The sequence below is a fragment of the Daeguia caeni genome (assembly GCF_042653845.1).
GTDB lineage: Bacteria > Pseudomonadota > Alphaproteobacteria > Rhizobiales > Rhizobiaceae > Brucella > Brucella caeni.
This window is the reverse complement of sequence record NZ_JBHSEL010000031.1, coordinates 1-19,795: the sequence shown is the minus strand read 5'-3', so window position 1 is coordinate 19,795 and position 19,795 is coordinate 1. Positions and strand designations below refer to the sequence as shown.

Below are 19,795 nucleotides of genomic sequence, written 5' to 3'. Positions count from 1 at the left end.
TGCCACAATGACGACTGACCAGAAGCTGCAAGCATCCAGCGTCCTACCTTAGGCACGAACCTAATGCGTCATCCACACGCCTGCATTGATTCAAATCAACAGAATTGGGTGCGTAAAGGCTCAGATATGCGGATTGATGCCTGCAACGGCAGACAGGGAACGGTGCGACAGGATTTCGACCGTATTGGCATCTGGCAGATGGATGAGGCCCTGCGTCTTCAGTTTGGTGAAACTGCGGCTTACCGTTTCGATGGTCAGGCCCAGATAATCTGCAATATCAATGCGATTCATTACCAGATGCACCGGATTGGCAGGCTCTCCACGCTGTTCGGCACGCGCTGACAACAACAGCAGGAAACTTGCCAGCTTTTCAACCGGCGCAAGCCTGCCCAGCACGAGCTGGTTGTCGCGCGCTGCGCGCAGGGCAATGCGTGTCATCTGATAAAGCCGTTCCTTCAGCTTAGGAAACTGCCCCATCAACTCGTCCATGTCGCGCGCTGAAAAGGAGCAAAGCACGGAAGGTATGACCGCTTCCGCCGATTGCGAATAGACTTCGTCATCGGCAAGACCAATATAATCACCTGGGAACAAAAAACCCGCAATCTGACGCCGACCGTCCGGCAGGGAGGTGTAAAGACGTATCACGCCCGACGTAAGGCTGAAAACGCGCTTCTTCGGCTCGCCTTCTTCAAGCAGCATTTCATTGGCGGCAAGCTTCCTGGTGGACATGATGGCTTCGAGCGCATACAGCTCGTTGTCATCAAGGACAGAACACACAGCCATTCGACGCACAGAGCAGTCTTCGCATGCCCGGCATGGCGCATGATAGAGCGAATTTTGTTCGGCAGCGAGGGAAAGGACAGCCACGATAAACCCTGTCAGATGATTTTCTTGCGAGACAAATGCTGGTCACATTCTTTCACTATGAAACTACGGCGTGTACCGCAAAGTGCAATTTCGCCGCAGGCCATAGGCAATTGGTACAAACGCCCTCATGCCACAGCCATGTGGGTATTTGCGGCGAAAGGTGCAAGCAAAAATTGTGAATTTCTGCCAGTTTTCAGAAAATTCAACGGCCTTGCGACAAGAAATGCTGAATTCTCATTGAGATAGGTGCAACTTACGGTATTGCGCCGGGCTTTGTCCCATCTGTTTCTGAAAGGCGCGGTAAAAGGCGCTTGGCTCGCTATAGCCCAGTTCAGCAGCAATTTCCGCGATGGCGTGCTGTCGTTCGCGCAGCAGTTTCTGTGCGGCAACAAGGCGCAGCTCATCCCGGATTGCGCCAAAACTCTGGCCTTCGGCACGCAACTTGCGCCGCAGCGTTGCCGGCGACAGACGCAACTGTCGTGCCACCGCGTCAAAGTCCGGCCAGTCAGAAAAGGCGCATTGGCCAAGCAGCGTGCGCACGCGCAAGGAAACATCATGGTCGTGCCGGTAGCGGATGAGAATATTGGCAGGCGCCTCTCGCAGAAAACTTTCCAGCGCAGCTTCGCTGCGCACGATCGGCGCTGAAAGATAGGACGAATCAAAGACGAGCCTCGTTTCCCGCTGATCAAACAGGACTGGGGCGCCAAAGAACTGACGGTAATCCTGTCGGTGCACAGGCGCCGGACAGGCAAAATCAAGATGGCGCAACGGAATGCGCCTGCCCACCAGCCAGCAGGCAACGCCCATCAGAATGAGCAGATAGGTGCGATAGGCAAAGGCCGGATGCGCCGCCGGCTTCCCCGTCAGCACAATTTCGGCAACCCCGTCACGAATACGCAAATCGCCACGCGGATTTTCGAGCACAAGATTGAGAAACTGCAGGGAGCGCCGCAGTGCCCGCTCCAGCGTGCCGGCATGAAGCACGGCGTAGCACATCATGTTGAAACTGCCCGGACGCATCGGCCGAGCCGCCAATCCGAAAAATTCATCCTGCAAGGTCTCGGCAATCAGCCACCACAAACGACCATATTCAATATTGCTGATCGGCTCGCTGACATGTTCCGGCAGACCGGCTGCAACCATGAGCGATGCAGGATCAAAACCCGCCGCACGGACGCGTTCCAGCGCATCTTCGACAAAACCGGGAGTGATATTGTGACGCTTCATGTTTGGCTATTTATTGCAAATCCGATCATCCTTAAAGTCATTTTCTGTCATTGTTTGCCATATTTGAGCGACGTAACCTTCCCCTGGCTGCAGGAGGTGCGGCCATGCCAGTGAAAGATCTGGCCAGGAGGAGATCATAATGACCAAACAGTCTGCGGTTTCGCAGCCTGCGCTCTATGAGAACGCGGTTGCACAATTTCGTATTGAAAATGTCATTGCACTGCTCGACGGCGATCCGGCGACAGGTCTCAATGCCTGTATCGAATGCTGCGACCGTTATGTCGGCGAAAACCGTCTTGCCCTGCGCGCCATTGTCGCCGACGGCACGCTGACAGAATATACATTTGAACAATTGCGCGATCTTTCGGCCCGTATCGGCAATATGCTGAAAGCGCATGGCATTGGTGCTGGCGATTGTGTAGCCGGCCTGTTGCCTCGCACGGTTGATCTGGTTGCCACCATTCTCGGCGTCTGGCGCATTGGCGCGGTTTACCAGCCACTGTTTACCGCCTTCGGTCCGAAAGCCATTGAGCACCGTTTCAAGACCAGCGGCGCAAAACTGGTCGTGACGAACAGCGCCAATCGCCCCAAGCTTGAAGGCATGGAGGTTTGCCCGCAGATTGCCACCATCATTACCGAGGGCGAAACGCTTTTACCGGGCGATATTGATTTCCGCGCGGAAGTTGCCGCCGCATCAAGCGATTGTGCGCCCGTCATGCGCAAAGGCGATGATCTTTTCATGATGATGTCAACCTCCGGCACGGCTGGCCTGCCCAAGGGGGTTCCTGTGCCGCTGCGCGCGCTTCTGGCCTTCGGTGTCTATATGCGTGATGCCGTTGACCTGCGCCCCGATGATGTTTTCTGGAACATTGCCGATCCTGGCTGGGCTTACGGACTTTATTATGCCATCACCGGCCCGCTGATGCTGGGCATGGCCACCACGCTTTATGAAGGTGGTTTTACCGCCGAGAGCACCTATGACATTATCGAGCGCCTCGGTGTCACCAGCCTTGCCGGTTCTCCGACCGCCTATCGCAGTTTGATGGCGGCAGGCCTGGAAGCCGCGCAGCGCATCAAGGGCAAGCTGCGCGTGGTCTCCAGCGCGGGCGAGCCGCTCAATCCTGAAGTCATCCGCTGGTTTGAGGCCAATCTCGCCGTGCCCATTCATGATCATTACGGTCAGACCGAGCTTGGCATGGTGGTCAACAATCATCGCGGCCTCAAGCATCCGGTGCGTCATGGCTCGGCCGGCTATGCCATGCCGGGCTATCGCGTTGCGGTTCTGGATGACAATGGCAATGAGGTCGGCCCCAATCGGCCCGGCATTCTGGCGGTTGACATAAACAACTCGCCGCTTCTGTGGTTTACCGGCTATTATCAGCAGGAAACGCCCGCCATTGCCGGCGGCTATTACCGCACGGGCGATACGGTGGAATTCGAACCGGATGGCTCGATCAGCTTCATCGGCCGCGCCGATGATGTGATCACCTCGTCCGGCTATCGCATCGGGCCGTTTGATGTGGAAAGCGCTCTGCTGGAACATGCTGCTGTCACTGAAGTCGCGGTGATTGGTGTGCCTGACCCGCAGCGCACGGAAATCGTGAAAGCCTTTGTGGTGCTGGCACCCGGCTTTGAAGGAACGCCTGAACTCACCGAAGAACTGGCACAGCATGTCAAGAAACGCCTTTCGGCTCATGCCTATCCGCGCGCGATCGATTTTGTCGCCGAACTGCCCAAGACACCGAGCGGCAAGATCCAGCGCTTCCTGTTGCGCAAAGCTGAAATTGAAAAACTGGCTCAGGCCTGATTGGAGACAGAAATGCAGATTCAGGATCGTGTCTTTCTCATTACGGGGGCTGGTTCCGGCCTTGGCAAGGCCGTTGCCAGAATGGTTGTGGATGCGGGCGGCAAGGCCGTTGTGCTGGATGTCAATGCCGAAGCCGGCAAAGCAAGCGCAAGCGAACTTGGCGGCGCCGCCATTTTTCAACCTACCGATGTGGCCAGCGAAGAAGATGGCAAGGCAGCCATTGCCGCAACCCTCAAGGCTTTTGGCCGCGTTGATGGTCTGGTCAATTGTGCAGGCATTGCGCCGGGCGAAAAGGTGCTTGGTCGCGACGGACCACATCGGCTTGAAAGCTTTGCGCGCGCCATTGCCATCAATCTCACTGGCACGTTCAACATGCTCCGGCTTGCTGCCGAGGCAATTGCCCAAAATGAGCCAGGCCAGGGCGGCGAACGCGGCGTCATTATCAATACGGCCTCGGTTGCCGCCTTTGACGGACAGATCGGTCAGGTCGCCTATTCGGCATCGAAAGGCGGCGTTGCCGCCCTCACCCTGCCTGCCGCACGCGAGCTTGCCCGCCATGGCATCCGCGTCATGACCATTGCACCGGGCATTTTCGCCACTCCCATGATGGCAGGCATGCCGCAGGAGGTACAGGATGGGCTTGGCAAGTCCGTGCCTTTCCCGCCGCGCCTTGGTGATCCGGCAGAATATGCCGCCCTTGTCCGCCATATTATCGAAAACCAGATGCTGAACGGCGAAGTCATTCGTCTGGACGGCGCATTGCGCATGGCCGCAAAGTAAAAGCCGGAGGAAATCATGTCCAACAGCGATCCTGTCGTCATTGTCGGTGCGGCGCGCACGCCCATGGGCGGTTTTCAGGGCGATTTTGCCAATCTGCAGGCCACCGATCTTGGCGCAGCCGCCATCAAGGGGGCGCTTGCAGGTGCTGGCCTTGCCCCGGAGGCGGTTGAGGAAATTTTCATGGGCTGCGTTCTGCCGGCCGGTCAGGGACAGGCGCCTGCCCGTCAGGCGGCCCTGAAAGCTGGCCTTTCGCTTGGCAGTGCGGCGACAACCATCAACAAAATGTGCGGATCCGGCATGAAGGCGGCCATGCTCGGTCATGATCTTCTGCTTGCAGGCTCTGCCGATGTGGTTGTGGCGGGCGGCATGGAAAGCATGACCAATGCGCCCTATCTCCTGCCAAAGGCGCGCGGCGGCTACCGCATGGGCCATGGTCAGGTGCTGGATCATATGTTCCTCGATGGGCTGGAAGATGCCTATGACCGTGGGCGTCTGATGGGCACCTTTGCCGAAGACTGTGCCGAGGCCTATCAATTCACCCGCGAGGATCAGGATGAATTTGCCATTGCCTCGCTGACACGCGCACAAAAGGCGATTCAAGAAGGGCTGTTTGCCGCGGAAATCACGCCGGTGAGCGTGCAAGCCGGTCGCGCGGAAGTGACCGTGACGATTGACGAACAGCCGGGCAAGGCGAAAATCGACAAGATCCCGACTCTGCGTCCCGCCTTTCGCGACGGCGGCACGGTAACGGCAGCCAATTCCTCATCGATTTCCGATGGCGCGGCCGCCCTTGTGCTGATGCGCGCCTCGGAAGCAGACAAGCGCGGCCTCACCCCGCGTGCTGTCCTGACTGCTCATGCCACCTATGGCGACAAGCCCGGCCTGTTTCCGACCGCGCCTATCGGTGCTCTGCGCAAACTGTCCGACAAGACCGGCTGGAAGCTGAAAGACGTTGATCTGTTCGAGATCAATGAGGCCTTTGCCGTGGTCGCCATGGCCGCAATGCGCGATCTCGACCTGCCGCATGACAAGGTCAATATTCATGGTGGTGCCTGCGCCCTTGGCCATCCGATCGGCGCATCGGGCGCGCGCATCATGGTGACACTGCTTGCTGCCCTTGAAACTCATGGGCTGAAGCGTGGCATGGCGGCAATCTGTCTTGGCGGCGGTGAGGCGACTGCCGTGGCAATCGAAAGGATTGTCTGATGTTGCTCAATGAGACGCAAATGCAGATCCGCGATGCGGTGCGCGCCTTTGCGCAGGAGCGTCTTGCGCCAGGCGCTGCCCAGCGTGACCGCGAGCACAGCTTTCCGCGCACGGAGCTTGCTGAAATGGGCGCGCTTGGCTTTCTCGGCATGCTGGTACCGGAAGAATGGGGCGGCTCCGACCTTGGCATGGTGGCCTATGCGGTGGCGCTGGAAGAAATTGCCGCTGCGGATGGCGCCTGCTCGACCATCGTGTCGGTGCATTCCTCCGTTGGCTGCATGCCGATTTTGCGCTTTGGCACGGAAGAGCAGAAACGCCGTTTCCTGCCCAAAATGGCATCCGGCGAATGGATTGGCGGCTTTGCCCTGACCGAACCGCAGGCAGGCTCGGATGCCTCCGCACTCAAGACGCGTGCGCGTCGCGACGGCGATCATTATGTGATCGACGGTGCCAAGCAGTTCATCACGTCGGGCAAGAATGGCAATGTGGTGATTGTCTTTGCCGTGACCGATCCTTCTGCAGGCAAGAAAGGCATTTCCGCTTTCATCGTGCCGACCGACACACCGGGCTATGAAGTTGTGTCGGTGGAGCACAAGCTTGGCCAGCATGCCTCCGACACCTGCGCGCTTGCCTTCACAGGCATGCGCGTACCGGTGGAAAACCGCCTCGGCGCAGAAGGCGAAGGCTACAAGATCGCGCTTGCCAATCTTGAAGGCGGGCGCATCGGCATTGCCGCACAGGCTGTCGGCATGGCACGTGCGGCATTTGAAGCAGCCCGCACCTATGCTAGAGAACGCCTTGCCTTTGGCAAACCGATTGGCGAGCATCAGGCGGTTGCGTTCAAACTGGCGGATATGGCGACAAAAATCGAAACCGCACGGCAAATGGTGCTGCATGCCGCAGCCTTGCGCGAAGCAGGCCAGCCATGCCTGAAAGAAGCCTCCATGGCCAAGCTGGTCGCATCCGAAATGGCAGAGGAAGTCTGCTCGGCCGCGATCCAGATTCACGGCGGCTATGGCTATCTGTCAGATTATCCGGTCGAGCGCATCTATCGTGACGTGCGCGTCTGTCAGATCTATGAAGGCACCAGCGAAGTGCAGAGGCTGGTGATTGCACGCAGTCTGGAAGAGTGATCCAATTTCACCGGCATCCCAAGCCCCGGCCATGAACCGGGTTCCGGTGAAACGCGGGGCGCCAGTGTCCTTTCGTCTGGCGCCCCGGTTGGTATCAGGAAGTTCCAGATCAGATATTGCGGCTGCCGGGCTTGACCGGCGGAATGGCCGCCAGTTCCGGCGGAAGCTGGTCGACCGGATAGGCCGGCACTTCGTATTCGGCCAGGGCAATGAGCCTCGTGCCAACATCGGCCTTGCCTGCCGAACGATCGACGATACAGGCAGCAGCCACCACTTCGACGCCAATATCCTTCATGCATTCGATCGTTTCACGGATAGAAAGCCCGGTCGTGACAATATCTTCCACAATCACCACCCGCGCGCCCTTCGGCACCTCAAAACGACGCAGACGAAACACGCCATTTTCGCGCTCGACCCAGATCGCAGGCACGCCGAGATGGCGCGAGGTTTCATAGGCCGGGATGAGACCGCCAATCGCCGGGCCGACGACGTAGTCGATCTGGCCCAGATTTTCTGCCCTGATCTTTTCAGCCAGAGCCTTGCACAGTTTTTCCGTCTTGTCGGCATGCATGAAAACGCGTGCCTTTTGCAGGAAAATCGGGCTGCGCAGGCCAGAGGTCAGAATGAAATGGCCTTCGAGAATTGCCCCTGCCTCGCGGAAAACGGCGAGCACGTCCTGAGTATTCATCATGTTTTATCCGTTCACGCGTTTTGCGTCGCTGACGCTCGCGCATTCTTTCAGTTGGGAAATGATGCGGGTGAGGTGTTTGAGATCCCAGACTTCTACGTCAATGATCATTTCTGTAAAGTCGGGCGCGGTGCGAACCATCGACAGATTGTGAATATTGGCATCATTGGAGGCAATGATCTGGGCAATTTCCGCCAGCGAGCCGGGTGAATTGATCGCCGAAACACTGATCCGTGCCGGGAAGCGTTCCTTCATCTGCTCGTCGATATCCCAGCGCACGTCGATCCAGCGTTCCGGCTGGTCATCATAGGCCGTCAATGCCGGTGACTGGATCGGGTAGATGGTAATGCCAGCGCCCGGCTGCAGAATGCCCACGATGCGATCGCCCGGCACCGCGCCTTCCGGCGCAAAGCGCACTGGCAGGTCGGAATTGGTGCCGCGGATCGGCAGGGCGCGCTTGCCGGATTTTGCATCCGCATCAGGCCCGACAGACTCATCCCCCCCTTCCGGCACCTTGAAGATCATGCCGGCGGCGTTCTGGATATTGAACCAGCCCTTTTCACCTGTCTTGGCAAGATTGTTCTGCGTGGTTACGCGCGTATCCTGGTAATCCGGATAGACGGCCTTCACCACGTCAGATGACGGCAGTTCGCCACGGCCAACCGAAGCCAGAACATCTTCCACATCCTTGCGCGCCAGACGCGGCAGGGCGGGTTTCAGAATATCCTTGCTGAACGGCTTGCCTGCGCGCTCAAAGGCGCGTTCCAGAATGCGCATGCCAAGTCCGGAATATTGCTTGCGCACGGCTGAGCGGGTGGCTCGACGGATGGCAGCGCGCGCCTTGCCGGTGACGACCAGCGATTCCCAGGCCGCTGGCGGCACCTGCGCCTTGGAACGGATGATCTCCACTTCATCGCCATTCTTGAGTTCGGTCATCAGCGGCATGATGCGGCCATTGACCTTGGCGCCAACGCAGCTATCACCAATATCGGTATGCACCGCATAGGCAAAGTCGATGGGGGTTGCCCCGCGCGGCAGCGCAATCAGCCGGCCCTTCGGCGTGAAGCAGAAAACCTGATCCTGAAACAGTTCCAGCTTGGTGTGTTCGAGAAATTCTTCCGGATTGTCGCCTTCCGAAAGCTGCTCGATGGTCTGGCGCAGCCAGGAATAGGCATTGGTTTCGGTCGAGATCTTGTGTGGATTGTTGGCGCTGCCGCGATCCTTGTAGATCGAATGGGCGGCAACACCATATTCCGCGATTTCATCCATTTCGCGCGTGCGGATCTGCAATTCGACGCGCTGGCGCGATGGGCCAATGATGGTGGTATGGATGGAACGATAATCGTTCTGTTTCGGCGTGGAGATATAATCCTTGAACCGTCCCGGCACCATCGACCATGTGGTGTGAATGAGCCCAAGCGCGCGGTAACAATCCGGCACCGTATCGACAATCACGCGGAAGCCGAAAATGTCCGACAGCTGTTCAAAGGACAGCCCCTTCGATTCCATCTTGCGGAAGACCGACCAGGGCTTCTTCTGCCGGCTCTTGACGCTGGCCTTGATACCGTTCTTCTCGAAAATATCGGAGAGTTCCTTTTCGATCTTCTCCAGAAGACCGCGATTTTTTTCCAGAAGCTCGGCCAACCGATCGGTGACCGCGCGCCATGCATCCGGATTGATATAGCGGAAGGCAAGCTCTTCCAGCTCCTCCCGCATGTCCTGCATACCCATGCGACCAGCCAGCGGCGCATAGATATCCATCGTCTCCTCGGCAATGCGCAGACGCTTGTCCTCGCGCATCACGCCCAGCGTGCGCATATTGTGCAGCCGGTCGGCAAGCTTGACGAGAAGAACACGCACATCTTCGGAAATCGCCAGCAGAAGCTTGCGCAGATTTTCCGCCTGAACAGCCTTTTTCGATACCAGATCAAGCTTTTTCAGCTTGGTGAGGCCTTCCACCAGCTTGCCGATTTCAGGGCCGAACAGCTGGTCGATCTCCTGGCGCGTCGCGGTCGTGTCCTCGATCGTGTCATGTAGCAGGGCAATCGCAATCGTCGCCTCATCGAGATGCATCTCGGTGAGGATGGCTGCGACTTCCAATGGATGGGAAAAATATGGATCGCCCGACGCACGTTTCTGACTGCCATGCTTTTGCATGGCATAGACATACGCCTTGTTCAGAAGCGCCTCATTCACATCCGGCTTGTATCGCTGGACACGCTCCACAAGCTCATATTGGCGCATCATGGACGACAACTCCTATATAACGCAGTACCCGGCATATTCGCAAAACTGCATCAATCTTACGAACAGAGCGCTGTCCCAACAGCAGCCAGACGCTCACACCCAGTCAGTCATTCCCATTCAATTGCTGCATCCAGTTCCTGTCTATCCAGTCTCCCGGACCTCCCCAATCTTTTAGCAGATCCTGAATTCAACAATAGACCATTCGATCATTCGAACGAATGCCCCTGTGGCCAGAACTGTTTGCCAGCCAAACGGTACTTTGTGCGAATAATCGAATAGTTTCCGATCATTAGCATCAATATCCGTTCAACTGCATTAATTTTTTTTACCAAGTAAAGCATTTTAGCCACTCAGCCGCGGGAATGTGACAGAATCGCATAAAAATAAACGCCGCAATCATGGATTGCGGCGTTCATGAAATCAGTTTTCAGACGAAATCAGAAATCGTCGTTCTTTTCCGGAGCGACCAGACCTTCAATACCGGCCAGAAGTTCTTCTTCCGACATGCGGTCGAAGGTAACGATGTCATCCTCGGCTGCTTCCGCAATGCCTTCTGCCAGATCGTCCGAATGCGACGTCAGCAGGGCAGTCGGCGCGGCTTCCGGCTCATCCACTTCAACATGCTTCTGCAGCGAGTGAATCAGATCTTCCTTCAGGTCATCCGGCGACAAGGTCTCTTCCGCGATTTCGCGCAGAGCAACGACCGGATTCTTGTCATTATCCCGATCAACAGTGATCGGCGCGCCTTGGGAAATTTGACGGGCGCGGTGACCAGCCAGGAGAACCAGTTCGAAGCGGTTCTCGACCTTATCTACGCAGTCCTCAACGGTGACGCGGGCCATACGTGGTCCCTTTCATTTCTCAAACTGTAATGAATTTCCCTGCTCATAGCGCCTGTACGCGCGAATTACAAGCAAAAGCGAACGAGCTTACGAACAACAGGCTCAAGGCCTGCGGAGGCTGGTAGGATAGCACCACTTCATTGTCAAAATCATGACCACCCAAAAATGTCGCATTTCCCCGCGCACAAGCTTTCTTTCCCTGATTTTATTCACAAAAAAAATCACAAAGTCTGGCTCATGTAAATTAGTGGGGACAAATAACAACTCATGGTTGCTTGTTTTTCTATAATATGTCCTTAGAACCCAATAGAGCGCCGGAAATTTTATAATTGCACGCCGGTTACGCAACAGACCAGAGTAAGCGGCAGCCGTTCCACCTTCGGTTGACCGTAGAGTGGATATATTACACGATGTTTGACTCTCGTGAGAAAATTGCGCTTTTTATTGATGGCGCCAATTTATATGCAGCGAGCAAAACCCTTGGTTTTGATATCGATTACCGCAAGCTTTTGAAGGCATTTCAAAAACGCGGATATTTATTGCGCGCCTATTATTACACTGCCCTCGTTGAGGATCAGGAATATTCCTCGATCCGCCCCCTGATCGACTGGCTGGATTACAACGGCTACAAGGTTGTGACCAAGGCCGCGAAGGAATTTACCGATTCGACAGGACGCCGGAAGGTCAAGGGCAATATGGATATCGAACTGACCGTCGATGCCATGCAGCTCACCGATACTGTGGATCATTTTGTCATTTTTTCTGGCGACGGGGATTTCCGTTCGCTGGTGGAAGCACTGCAGCGCCGTGGCCGCAAGGTATCAGTTGTCTCGACACTGACCACCCAGCCTGCGATGATTTCCGACGAGCTGCGCCGTCAGGCCGACCATTTCATTGACCTTGTAACGCTCAAGACAGAAATTGGCCGAGATCCATCCGAACGCCCGATGCGTCGTCAGGATGATGATTTCGACGATAACTATTGACCTTGATGGCGTGACAGGTCATGCAGGGGCATGACTGCTGAACCACCACATGATTGCGCAATCTGTCCAAGATTGCATGGCTTCCTGCAAGAGTGGAGGCGCAAGGAGCCGGAATGGCACAATGCGCCTGTTCCGCCCTTTTTGCCTGTACACGACAAGGATGTGCGGCTTCTGATCGTTGGGCTTGCGCCGGGCCTGCGCGGGGCCAACCGGACTGGCCGTCCCTTTACCGGCGATTATGCCGGAGAACTTCTCTACAGCACGTTGTGCGAATATGGCTTTGCTACCGGGCGGTTCGAAGCGCGCCCCGACGACACTCTGCGCCTGATCGACGCCTGCATCATCAATGCGGTGCGCTGCGTGCCGCCGGAAAACAAACCGACAGGCAGCGAGATCAACAATTGCCGCCAGTTTCTCGCCCCTGCCTTCAGCCGCTTTGCCAATCTGCGCGCCGTGGTGACCTTGGGCACGATCGCGCATCAGTCGACCGTCCGCGCACTTGGCGCACCAGTCGCGCGCCATGCCTTCGGCCATGGGCTGACAACGGATATTGGTGGACTGCGGATTTTTTCGAGCTATCATTGCTCGCGCTACAATACCAATACCGGCCGCCTGACCGACGCCATGTTCCGCGACATCTTCCGCAATGTGCGCGCCTATCTCGACAGGCTTGGTTAAAGGCCTTTCTGACAGGGCCTCCTTTCCCGCCTGATTTAAGTGGCCATGGCAGATCAGCCGCGCTCGCGTAACAAACGCGCCTTTTCGCGATTCCAGTCGCGCTTCTTTTCCGTCTCGCGCTTGTCATGTGTTTTCTTGCCGCGTGCCAGCGCAAGCTCCAGCTTGGCGCGTCCGCGCTCATTAAAATAAAGCTTGAGCGGCACGATCGTCATGCCATCGCGTGCAACCGCTTGCGACAGACGCGACATTTCGCGGCGACTGACCAGCAGCTTGCGCAGCCGGCGCGGATCGTGGTTGTAGCGATTGCCCTGCGTATATTCCGGAATATAGGAATTGATCAACCAGAACTCGCCATTTTCAAAGCTGGCATAGCTTTCTGCAATGTTGGCCTGATTGGAGCGCAGGGATTTTACCTCCGTGCCGGTCAGCACAAGGCCTGCCTCAAGTGTGTCGAGGATCTCGTAATTGAAACGCGCTTTGCGATTATCCGCAATGAGCTTGCTAACGGACGATGATTTCGGCTTTTTCATAATGCACCATATAATGGGCAATACGTGAAATGAAAACGCTCCCGTGGCAACGGGAGCGTAAAAATTCTTCAAAACACCGGAAATGACAGGTGCCGATCAGTCAAGCAGTCCGGCATGCTTCATCGCCTGGTCGATTCGTGCTGCCGTTGCCGGCTCAACCGGAACCATTGGCGAGCGCAGATAGTTGCCGATGCGGCCCAGACGCGACAGCGCATATTTCGGACCAGCCGGATTCGGCTCGATGAACATGGCCTTGTGCAGCGGCATCAGGAGATCCTGCAACTCAAGCGCGCGCGCGAAATTGCCGGCCCGGCAGGCGCTCTGGAATTCCGCGCACAGACGTGGTGCGACATTGGAAGTTACCGAAATGCAGCCAACGCCGCCATGGGCATTGAAGCCAAGGGCGGTTGCATCCTCGCCGGAAAGCTGGATGAAATCCTTGCCGCAGGTTGCGCGCTGTTCGGACACGCGCTCAATCTTGCCGGTGGCATCCTTGACGCCGATGATATTCTTATGATCGTGCACGAGCTGGCCCATGGTTTCCGGCGTCATGTCCACGATCGAGCGGCCAGGAATATTGTAGATGACCAGCGGAATCGAGATCGAGCGTGCAACACGCGAAAAATGCTCATACATGCCACGCTGATTGGGCTTGTTATAATAGGGAGTGACGACCAGAACGGCATCAGCACCCGCCTTTTCGGCATGCTGCGCCAGTTCAATCGCCTCAACCGTATTGTTGGAGCCTGCCCCGGCAATGACCGGCACGCGACCAGCCACCACCTCGATGCAGACTTCAACCACGCGCTTGTGTTCGTCATGCGAAAGGGTCGGTGTCTCGCCTGTGGTGCCGACCGGAACCAGACCGTTGGTCCCTTCCTCGATCTGCCAGTTCACCAGGTCACGAAAGGCTTTCTCGTCAAACGCCCCTTCACGGTCAAATGGCGTGACAAGTGCGGTAATTGAGCCCTTCAACATCGGTGAACTCCTGAGAGAATGATTGGATTATGCAGGCATGCGGCCGATCACAAATCGCTGCCTACAAGGCGCTGCACCATAATCTCGTGCCGGGCGTCCGGCAAGCGGATTAGCTGCAGAAATTCGTTGCAAAAAACAGTTTGACGCTGCTTTTTGCACAAGCAGCGAAATCGACAGGCAAGCCGCCCCCTTCCCGCGACAAGACCGCATCATGCGTGCAAGGATGGCATTGATCACGCAGGCATGCCAAACTGTTCATTTCTGCATGAGCACCAGTCGTCTTGCGACTATCATGCTCCAAGAAAAGTCAAATTTGTCAACTATCGATCTATCATCTTCAGGTGTTACAGACTTATTGGAAAGCGACGGTATCTGTATTGATCGGAAAAAGACTCCTATCGTCCTGTCTTGTCATGACCGGCTTCCCCGCCTTGTTTGCCCTTGCCGATCCTGCCGGCGTGCCAACGGCGCCCATGGAACAGGGGTTTGCGCCATCCGCCGCGCGCCAGTCGCCGACCAGCCTGATCATGCCGCCTGCACCGGACGCCCCGGCACCACAGGCAGAGCAGTTGAAGCTTGGGCTGGACATGCTTTCGGCCAAAGATGTCCCGGCCGCCCTTGCCAGCCGCGACAGCCTGCCGGTCGGCTCGCTTGATCGCCAGATATTAAGCTGGGCGATTGCGACATCCGGTCAGGATACGGTGCCGAGTGTCGAAATCATCGCGACAGCGCAGGAACTTGCGGGCTGGCCAGGCATTGCCCAGTTGCAGCGCCATGTTGAGCGTGCCCTGCTGCGCGAAAATGCGCCCGCCGCTGTCGTTTTTCAGGCAATCAGGGACAATCATCCGCAGACAACGGAAGGCGTGATCGCGCTTACGCGCGCCTATCTCGCCTCTGGCAAAGAAGCAGAGGCCAAGGCACTGCTTGCCCCATGGTGGCGCAACCAGTCGCTTGGCGTGGAGGATGAGCAAAAAATCCTAAGCGAATTTGGTGCCCTGCTGAGCAAAGAGGATCACCAGCAACGCTTTTTGCGTGCGATCTTCCGCAACAGGCTGCAATCGGCCAAACTGCTGGCGGAGCCTGCCAATATGCAGCCGCTCTATATCGCCTTTGTCGCAACGTCCCAGCGCAGCCCAAATGCAACCAAAGCGCTTGCCAATGTGCCGGCCAACCTTCGCAACAATCCGGCCACGATCTTTCTCAAGGCGCGGCAATTGCGACGGGCCGATCGCGATGTCGAGGCCGCCAAACTTATCCTGACCCTGCCACGTACTGCCGAGGCACTGATCGATCCGGATGCATGGTGGGATGAAAGGCGGATCCTCTCCCGCTCGCTTATTGATATGGGCAAGCCCAAACTTGCCTATGACGTTGTTGCCCATCACGCTGCCGAAACGCCTGCCATAGCTGCGGAAGCCGAATTTCATGCCGGCTGGTATGCACTGCGCTTTTTGAAACAGCCCAAACTTGCTGCTCGCCATTTTGAGAAGATCGCTGCCATTTCATCGCGGCCACAGTCGGCCTCGCGTGCCTATTACTGGCTCGGCCGCGCCGTGGATGCAGGTGCGGAAGGCGATGCAAAGGCGTTTTACCGCCGCTCGGCCCATTTCGGCACGACCTTTTATGGCCAGCTTGCTGCGGCGCGGCTCAAGGAAAAAGCGCCAGAACTGAACCAGCCAACCGCCACGGATATTGAACGCAGCCGTTTTGAAAAACGCATTGCCGTGCAGGCAATCCGCCGTCTTCAAGCCATCGGCTATGGCTATCGCGCCGCGCCACTTTACATTGCGCTGGCACAGGATCTGGGCAATGTCGGCGAGCTTGCGCTGCTGGCCAATCTGGCCGCCAGCAACAACAATCATTATCTTGCGCTGCGCGTCGGCAAGATAGCAGCACTGCGCGGGCTGGATGTCGGCGCGCTGTCCCATCCGCTGGGCGCCATTCCGGACACGGCCATGATCGATAGTGCCGGAAAGGCACTTTCCTATGCCATTGCCCGGCAGGAAAGCGAATTCAATATTGGCGCAGTCTCAACCGCCGGAGCGCGCGGCCTGTTGCAGATTATGCCGGCAACCGCAAAATCGGTGGCAACACGGAATGGGCTTGATTATGCCCCGCAAAGACTGACCAGTGATGCAGCCTATAATGCCACGCTTGGCGCGCATTTCCTTGCCGAGCAGCTGAAGAAATTCGGCGGCTCCTATGTCCTGACTATTGCCGCCTATAATGCCGGGCCAAAACGGGCACAGGAATGGATGGCAAGGCTTGGCGATCCACGCAACAAAAGCATTGAAGAAGTCGTAGACTGGATCGAGCGCATTCCGTTTTCGGAAACACGCAATTATGTGCACCGCGTCATGGAAAATTACGAAGTTTACAAGACGCTTCTGACGGGCAATGCGGATATTGAAAAGGATCTGACGGCAGGCCGCCAATAATTGTTCCAGAGCCTGACTATCCGTCGCGCTTAGTCTTGGTCTGACGTTTGCGTTTTGGCTTTTCGGCCGCTTTCCTTTTGCCAGAAGAGGACTTCTTTCCTTGGTCCGCCTTGGCAGGCTGTATCTTGATATCTGCAGACATGAGCTTTTCTGCCTGTGGGATCCACTTTTCGCGCGTCACCCGGCCGGGAAAGCCGATGGCCTTTTCGATCCAGAGCGCCTCCTCTGGCGTCCATTTTGCAATCTGCTCGAAATAATAGATGCCCTGCGCATGCAGCATGGCCGCTACCGCATTGCCGATGCCGTCAATCAGCGTAAGCTCATCCGCCTTGCCGCGCTTGGGCGGCGAACGCCGTTCAGGCCGGGGCTCGGCAACCTCGGTGGCTTCTTCGACAACAACCTTTTCCGGCGAAACCGTTTCCACCGTCTCCGGGGCCGGTTCTTCCGCAACCACACTTTCTGCCGGTTCTTCGGTTTTCTGAGCCTGTTCCGTACTTTCAGGCTGATCGTTTACGGCTTTTGCAGCTTCAGGCCTTCCCGGTTCCGACAGGGCGGCGGCAACAATCACCGCTTCCCGTTCTGTCGCAGGTCTGTTCATGCGTCGAATGACATAACCAATGACACAACCGACAAGCATGAAAACAGCAACCAATGCTGCCAACTCGACGATCAGAAACGGCATACTGATTCCTCTGATTTATACGATTCACGTCAATGATGACATAAATCGACGAAATTGCGCAGGGTTCCGACAGGCAGAGCGCCCTTTATGCCCTATTCCGTCTGAGACATGCCCTGCCTCAAACCGCCTCCATTTCTGGATGGCAAGCATCAATCCTTGGCCGACAGCCAGCCTATCAGGCAGCCCTTGATGACAGCACAAAGCATGGCCGGCCAGAAAGTTATTATCAGATAAGCCATGAACCACTCATATCGAAGTTGGTACGCGCACTTTTCCCTGAAACTGCACAAGGGAAAGCCTCTCATCGCGTCCTTGTTATGGACGCTTCACATCCAGTCTCGTCAGCGTGAATGAATGTGGAAGCTGTGTTGCAAATGCTGCCTGCAGCGCGGCATAAGCTTCTTCACTCAGCGCCGTTCCCGTCACGGATATGGACTGATCCGAAATTTCGATCTCGCCATCCTTCAACTTTTCGGCCCATTGTACAGCCTGCAAGGCAAGATCGGCAAATCCAGCCGAGGCACCACGGGCAAGCGCCATATCATCACTCACAGCCATACCCGGAATCTGCTCACAGGCCAGCATGATGCGCTCGCGAAACTGGTTGTCAGGAATGAAACCGGAAAGGGTGAGCACATCATCCTGCCGTGCCAGAATGAAACGGTAGGGTGAGGCCAGCGGCAGAACAGCCGTCGAATCAGTCACTTCACGCACACCCGCCACCTGCTCCACCGCAAGACGCGCCTCAGCCTGGCTTTCCGGATCAGGCGCCACCCCCTTGATCACCACATCGCGCCCATCCACGTCAAAACTCGCCCAGGGATATGGCTTCAGCGCCAGTTCCGTCCGGCTGGCAATATCAGCAGACACCAAGCCTGCACCAAACCACAGCGCCAAAGCGGTGATTGCCGCAGTCCATGTTACCAGTGGCCAAAACCATTTTTTCATCTGCTCGTCCCTGTGCACCTTGATCCATCCGATCATGCCTTCCCATACACTGGATGCAGGCGCAATCCTACCGCCTTGCCTCCATGAATTGCACGGGCCGGAAAAAGTTGCGGCCTGTTGCAAATGGAGAGTCTGCGCGCTAATGCCCATTCAATCCACCTGAATAGCCGTATGGCGCAAGTTGCATTGCCCAATATCGACAAAGGCCTGCTTTTCAGCTCATAATGGTCTTTCGAAGACATGTAATCCAACCGACATGAGCTGAAGTCAGCATTGTTCTTTTGATAGCCGCCAGTGTCGGAAGGCGAGGAAATTATGCTGCACTATATTTTCCGGGCGCGTGAAATCGCCAAGGATCATGGATTCAAATATCTTGCGAGATACGCACTTTGTTCTATCCGGATAAAGTCCAGAATTATCATCAGCAAAATACTGAAGAAAGATTTTCATGCCTTGAATGGGCATGTGAATGCCAATGGCGTTGTCATGGCACGAAGATTTCCCGATCAATACAACATCATTCAATATGCGCCGGACAAAAACATCGCCGGAATGGACATTGTTTTCGACAGGGTGGCTGTCATTATTCATGTCTTTTACCCGGATCTCATGGATGAATTCATTCAATACCTGCGAAACATTCCCGTATCGACAGGCCTTTTCATATCAACCGATACAGAGGAAAAGAAAGAACAGATAAAGAACGCGATCAATGATGCGTCCCTGGATCTGATTGAACTGGAGATAAAGATCGTTCCAAACCGGGGCCGGGATATTGCACCCAAATATATTGCCTTTCGTCATGTCTATGACCGGTATGATGCCTTCCTGCATCTGCATTCCAAGAAATCACTGCACTCAAAGCGGCTGGGCCTGTCGTGGCGGCATTATCTACTGGACAGCCTGATTGGCAGCAGAACCATTGCCGCAAACAATCTGCGTATTCTTTCCATGGAGAAAATGGGGGTTGTCTATCCCGTACATCACAAGAAGATCAGAAAATTTATTGATTGGGGTTATGATTTCGAAACTGCGAAAGCCCTTCTCAAAAGAATTGGCGTCGACTTGAACATTAAGACCTGCCTTGAATTCCCATCTGGATCAATGTTTTGGGCCAAATCAGCCGCAATCAGGCCGCTCCTTGAACTGGATCTTCAATTTGAAGACTTTCCGGAGGAAAAAGCACAGATTGATGGCACGCTCGCACATGCTCTAGAGCGAACAATTCTTTTCATAGCCGAAAAATCGGGACACAAATGGGCCAGAATCGCAATGTCTGCATCGGCAAAAGAGCCTGATCTTTCCAGTTATCAGTTCATCCCTCTGCTGAAGCCCCCCCGATAACCGCATCGGTTGCTGCCAGATTTTGCGCTACATTCCCGAATTATAAGGATCATGTCCACGGCAAGCGTCAATCCTGCTTATCGGCCGCACGCAGGCACAAGATCACCGATGCATCACCCAATTGCAGTCGCTTGCAAAACGCAAGACAGAGCTGCAAACCACACCAAGCGATTGAAACCAGACCCACCATTTACATAGTATTTTTCCATTCCGCATTCAAAATATTGAAATCGCATTTATCAAAATTCAAATGTTCTATATAAAAGAAATAAATTCATATCGATAAATTGATAAAATTTTCCCAAACACCATGAGTTCAGTAATATATGACTGACCTGCCCCCCGGTCGTCCCTCGTTCATAACGAGAGTCCTTGGGGTTGATAGTGGTCGGTTTCGGATGTGGCAAGCGCGCC

At 55.8% G+C, this 19,795-nt stretch carries 17 protein-coding genes; 8 read left to right on the top strand and 9 right to left on the bottom strand.

Translation table 11 applies throughout. From position 1 onward, the window contains the following. Nucleotides 1–120: 120 nt before the first annotated feature. Both ACFO1V_RS02635 and ACFO1V_RS02630 read right to left on the bottom strand, forming a co-directional pair. A complete protein-coding gene (locus ACFO1V_RS02635) occupies nucleotides 121–783 on the bottom strand; it encodes a cyclic nucleotide-binding domain-containing protein (RefSeq protein ID WP_374832271.1) in 663 nt (220 codons plus the stop codon). 318 nt (nucleotides 784–1,101) lie between these two features. After that, nucleotides 1,102–2,094, bottom strand: a complete 993-nt coding sequence (locus ACFO1V_RS02630) for an AraC family transcriptional regulator (RefSeq protein WP_374832269.1) — start codon at nucleotides 2,092–2,094, stop codon at nucleotides 1,102–1,104. 139 nt (nucleotides 2,095–2,233) lie between these two features. On the opposite strand from ACFO1V_RS02630, the gene ACFO1V_RS02625 reads away from it, so the two are divergent. The 4 genes from ACFO1V_RS02625 to ACFO1V_RS02610 are packed head-to-tail and all read left to right on the top strand — an operon-like array spanning nucleotide 2,234 to nucleotide 7,020. Next, nucleotides 2,234–3,901, top strand: coding sequence for an acyl-CoA synthetase (locus ACFO1V_RS02625; RefSeq protein ID WP_374832267.1), 1,668 nt, complete (start codon nucleotides 2,234–2,236; stop codon nucleotides 3,899–3,901). A 12-nt stretch (nucleotides 3,902–3,913) separates the two neighbouring features. After that, on the top strand, nucleotides 3,914–4,681 hold the full coding sequence (locus ACFO1V_RS02620) for a 3-hydroxyacyl-CoA dehydrogenase (RefSeq protein WP_374832265.1): 768 nt from the start codon (nucleotides 3,914–3,916) through the stop codon (nucleotides 4,679–4,681). Between the two features lie 15 nt (nucleotides 4,682–4,696). After that, nucleotides 4,697–5,887: an acetyl-CoA C-acyltransferase gene (locus ACFO1V_RS02615; RefSeq protein WP_374832263.1), complete on the top strand. Its 1,191-nt coding sequence runs from the start codon at nucleotides 4,697–4,699 to the stop codon at nucleotides 5,885–5,887. Continuing rightward, the gene (locus tag ACFO1V_RS02610) at nucleotides 5,887–7,020 is read left to right on the top strand and encodes an acyl-CoA dehydrogenase family protein (RefSeq protein WP_374832261.1); all 1,134 of its coding nucleotides are present in this window, start codon (nucleotides 5,887–5,889) and stop codon (nucleotides 7,018–7,020) included. Before ACFO1V_RS02615 ends, ACFO1V_RS02610 begins: the two co-directional genes overlap by 1 nt. Before the next feature lie 109 nt (nucleotides 7,021–7,129). Here ACFO1V_RS02610 and pyrE read toward each other — a convergent pair whose 3' ends face one another. The 3 genes from pyrE to rpoZ all read right to left on the bottom strand — a co-directional run bounded on the left by pyrE (nucleotide 7,130) and on the right by rpoZ (nucleotide 10,797). Further along, complete coding sequence (pyrE, locus tag ACFO1V_RS02605) at nucleotides 7,130–7,708, bottom strand: orotate phosphoribosyltransferase (RefSeq protein WP_374832377.1); 579 nt, start codon at nucleotides 7,706–7,708, stop codon at nucleotides 7,130–7,132. 6 nt (nucleotides 7,709–7,714) lie between these two features. Further along, nucleotides 7,715–9,955, bottom strand: a complete 2,241-nt coding sequence (locus ACFO1V_RS02600; RefSeq protein ID WP_374832259.1) for a RelA/SpoT family protein — start codon at nucleotides 9,953–9,955, stop codon at nucleotides 7,715–7,717. A gap of 437 nt (nucleotides 9,956–10,392) precedes the next feature. Further along, nucleotides 10,393–10,797 (bottom strand): DNA-directed RNA polymerase subunit omega, encoded by a 405-nt coding sequence (gene rpoZ, locus ACFO1V_RS02595; protein WP_374832257.1) that lies wholly within the window; start codon nucleotides 10,795–10,797, stop codon nucleotides 10,393–10,395. Between the two features lie 410 nt (nucleotides 10,798–11,207). On the opposite strand from rpoZ, the gene ACFO1V_RS02590 reads away from it, so the two are divergent. Both ACFO1V_RS02590 and ACFO1V_RS02585 read left to right on the top strand, forming a co-directional pair. Next, nucleotides 11,208–11,783 carry a LabA-like NYN domain-containing protein gene (locus ACFO1V_RS02590; protein ID WP_374832375.1) on the top strand — a complete coding sequence of 192 codons (576 nt, stop codon included), beginning with the start codon at nucleotides 11,208–11,210 and terminating at the stop codon, nucleotides 11,781–11,783. Between the two features lie 30 nt (nucleotides 11,784–11,813). Further along, complete coding sequence (locus tag ACFO1V_RS02585) at nucleotides 11,814–12,461, top strand: uracil-DNA glycosylase (protein WP_374832255.1); 648 nt, start codon at nucleotides 11,814–11,816, stop codon at nucleotides 12,459–12,461. A 53-nt stretch (nucleotides 12,462–12,514) separates the two neighbouring features. Here the strand turns inward: ACFO1V_RS02585 and smpB are convergent, their stop codons facing one another. Together smpB and dapA are read right to left on the bottom strand one after the other, a co-directional pair. After that, complete coding sequence (gene smpB, locus ACFO1V_RS02580) at nucleotides 12,515–12,991, bottom strand: SsrA-binding protein SmpB (protein ID WP_374832253.1); 477 nt, start codon at nucleotides 12,989–12,991, stop codon at nucleotides 12,515–12,517. A gap of 96 nt (nucleotides 12,992–13,087) precedes the next feature. Continuing rightward, complete coding sequence (gene dapA, locus ACFO1V_RS02575) at nucleotides 13,088–13,969, bottom strand: 4-hydroxy-tetrahydrodipicolinate synthase (protein ID WP_374832251.1); 882 nt, start codon at nucleotides 13,967–13,969, stop codon at nucleotides 13,088–13,090. Nucleotides 13,970–14,382: 413 nt separating this feature from the next. Between dapA and ACFO1V_RS02570 the strand changes: the two genes are divergently transcribed. Next, nucleotides 14,383–16,407, top strand: a complete 2,025-nt coding sequence (locus ACFO1V_RS02570; RefSeq protein ID WP_374832249.1) for a lytic transglycosylase domain-containing protein — start codon at nucleotides 14,383–14,385, stop codon at nucleotides 16,405–16,407. A 16-nt stretch (nucleotides 16,408–16,423) separates the two neighbouring features. Here ACFO1V_RS02570 and ACFO1V_RS02565 read toward each other — a convergent pair whose 3' ends face one another. Further along, a complete protein-coding gene (locus tag ACFO1V_RS02565) occupies nucleotides 16,424–17,089 on the bottom strand; it encodes an endonuclease (protein WP_374832247.1) in 666 nt (221 codons plus the stop codon). Nucleotides 17,090–17,404: 315 nt separating this feature from the next. Then, on the bottom strand, nucleotides 17,405–18,037 hold the full coding sequence (locus tag ACFO1V_RS02560; protein WP_374832245.1) for a BON domain-containing protein: 633 nt from the start codon (nucleotides 18,035–18,037) through the stop codon (nucleotides 17,405–17,407). 315 nt (nucleotides 18,038–18,352) lie between these two features. On the opposite strand from ACFO1V_RS02560, the gene ACFO1V_RS02555 reads away from it, so the two are divergent. After that, nucleotides 18,353–19,381 carry a rhamnan synthesis F family protein gene (locus ACFO1V_RS02555; protein WP_374832243.1) on the top strand — a complete coding sequence of 343 codons (1,029 nt, stop codon included), beginning with the start codon at nucleotides 18,353–18,355 and terminating at the stop codon, nucleotides 19,379–19,381. Nucleotides 19,382–19,795 lie beyond the last annotated feature (414 nt).

What these genes read in the sequence shown, in the direction of transcription:
- ACFO1V_RS02630 (WP_374832269.1), bottom strand. Translation starts at nt 2,094, where the DNA reads ATGAAGCGTCACAATATCACTCCCGGTTTTGTCGAAGATGCGCTGGAA.
- ACFO1V_RS02585 (WP_374832255.1), top strand. Translation starts at nt 11,814, where the DNA reads ATGACTGCTGAACCACCACATGATTGCGCAATCTGTCCAAGATTGCAT.
- dapA (WP_374832251.1), bottom strand. Translation starts at nt 13,969, where the DNA reads ATGTTGAAGGGCTCAATTACCGCACTTGTCACGCCATTTGACCGTGAA.
- ACFO1V_RS02635 (WP_374832271.1), bottom strand. Translation starts at nt 783, where the DNA reads ATGGCTGTGTGTTCTGTCCTTGATGACAACGAGCTGTATGCGCTCGAA.
- ACFO1V_RS02560 (WP_374832245.1), bottom strand. Translation starts at nt 18,037, where the DNA reads ATGAAAAAATGGTTTTGGCCACTGGTAACATGGACTGCGGCAATCACC.
- ACFO1V_RS02590 (WP_374832375.1), top strand. Translation starts at nt 11,208, where the DNA reads ATGTTTGACTCTCGTGAGAAAATTGCGCTTTTTATTGATGGCGCCAAT.
- ACFO1V_RS02610 (WP_374832261.1), top strand. Translation starts at nt 5,887, where the DNA reads ATGTTGCTCAATGAGACGCAAATGCAGATCCGCGATGCGGTGCGCGCC.
- pyrE (WP_374832377.1), bottom strand. Translation starts at nt 7,708, where the DNA reads ATGAATACTCAGGACGTGCTCGCCGTTTTCCGCGAGGCAGGGGCAATT.
- ACFO1V_RS02625 (WP_374832267.1), top strand. Translation starts at nt 2,234, where the DNA reads ATGACCAAACAGTCTGCGGTTTCGCAGCCTGCGCTCTATGAGAACGCG.
- ACFO1V_RS02615 (WP_374832263.1), top strand. Translation starts at nt 4,697, where the DNA reads ATGTCCAACAGCGATCCTGTCGTCATTGTCGGTGCGGCGCGCACGCCC.
- ACFO1V_RS02555 (WP_374832243.1), top strand. Translation starts at nt 18,353, where the DNA reads ATGCTGCACTATATTTTCCGGGCGCGTGAAATCGCCAAGGATCATGGA.
- smpB (WP_374832253.1), bottom strand. Translation starts at nt 12,991, where the DNA reads ATGAAAAAGCCGAAATCATCGTCCGTTAGCAAGCTCATTGCGGATAAT.
- ACFO1V_RS02620 (WP_374832265.1), top strand. Translation starts at nt 3,914, where the DNA reads ATGCAGATTCAGGATCGTGTCTTTCTCATTACGGGGGCTGGTTCCGGC.
- ACFO1V_RS02565 (WP_374832247.1), bottom strand. Translation starts at nt 17,089, where the DNA reads ATGCCGTTTCTGATCGTCGAGTTGGCAGCATTGGTTGCTGTTTTCATG.
- rpoZ (WP_374832257.1), bottom strand. Translation starts at nt 10,797, where the DNA reads ATGGCCCGCGTCACCGTTGAGGACTGCGTAGATAAGGTCGAGAACCGC.
- ACFO1V_RS02600 (WP_374832259.1), bottom strand. Translation starts at nt 9,955, where the DNA reads ATGATGCGCCAATATGAGCTTGTGGAGCGTGTCCAGCGATACAAGCCG.
- ACFO1V_RS02570 (WP_374832249.1), top strand. Translation starts at nt 14,383, where the DNA reads ATGACCGGCTTCCCCGCCTTGTTTGCCCTTGCCGATCCTGCCGGCGTG.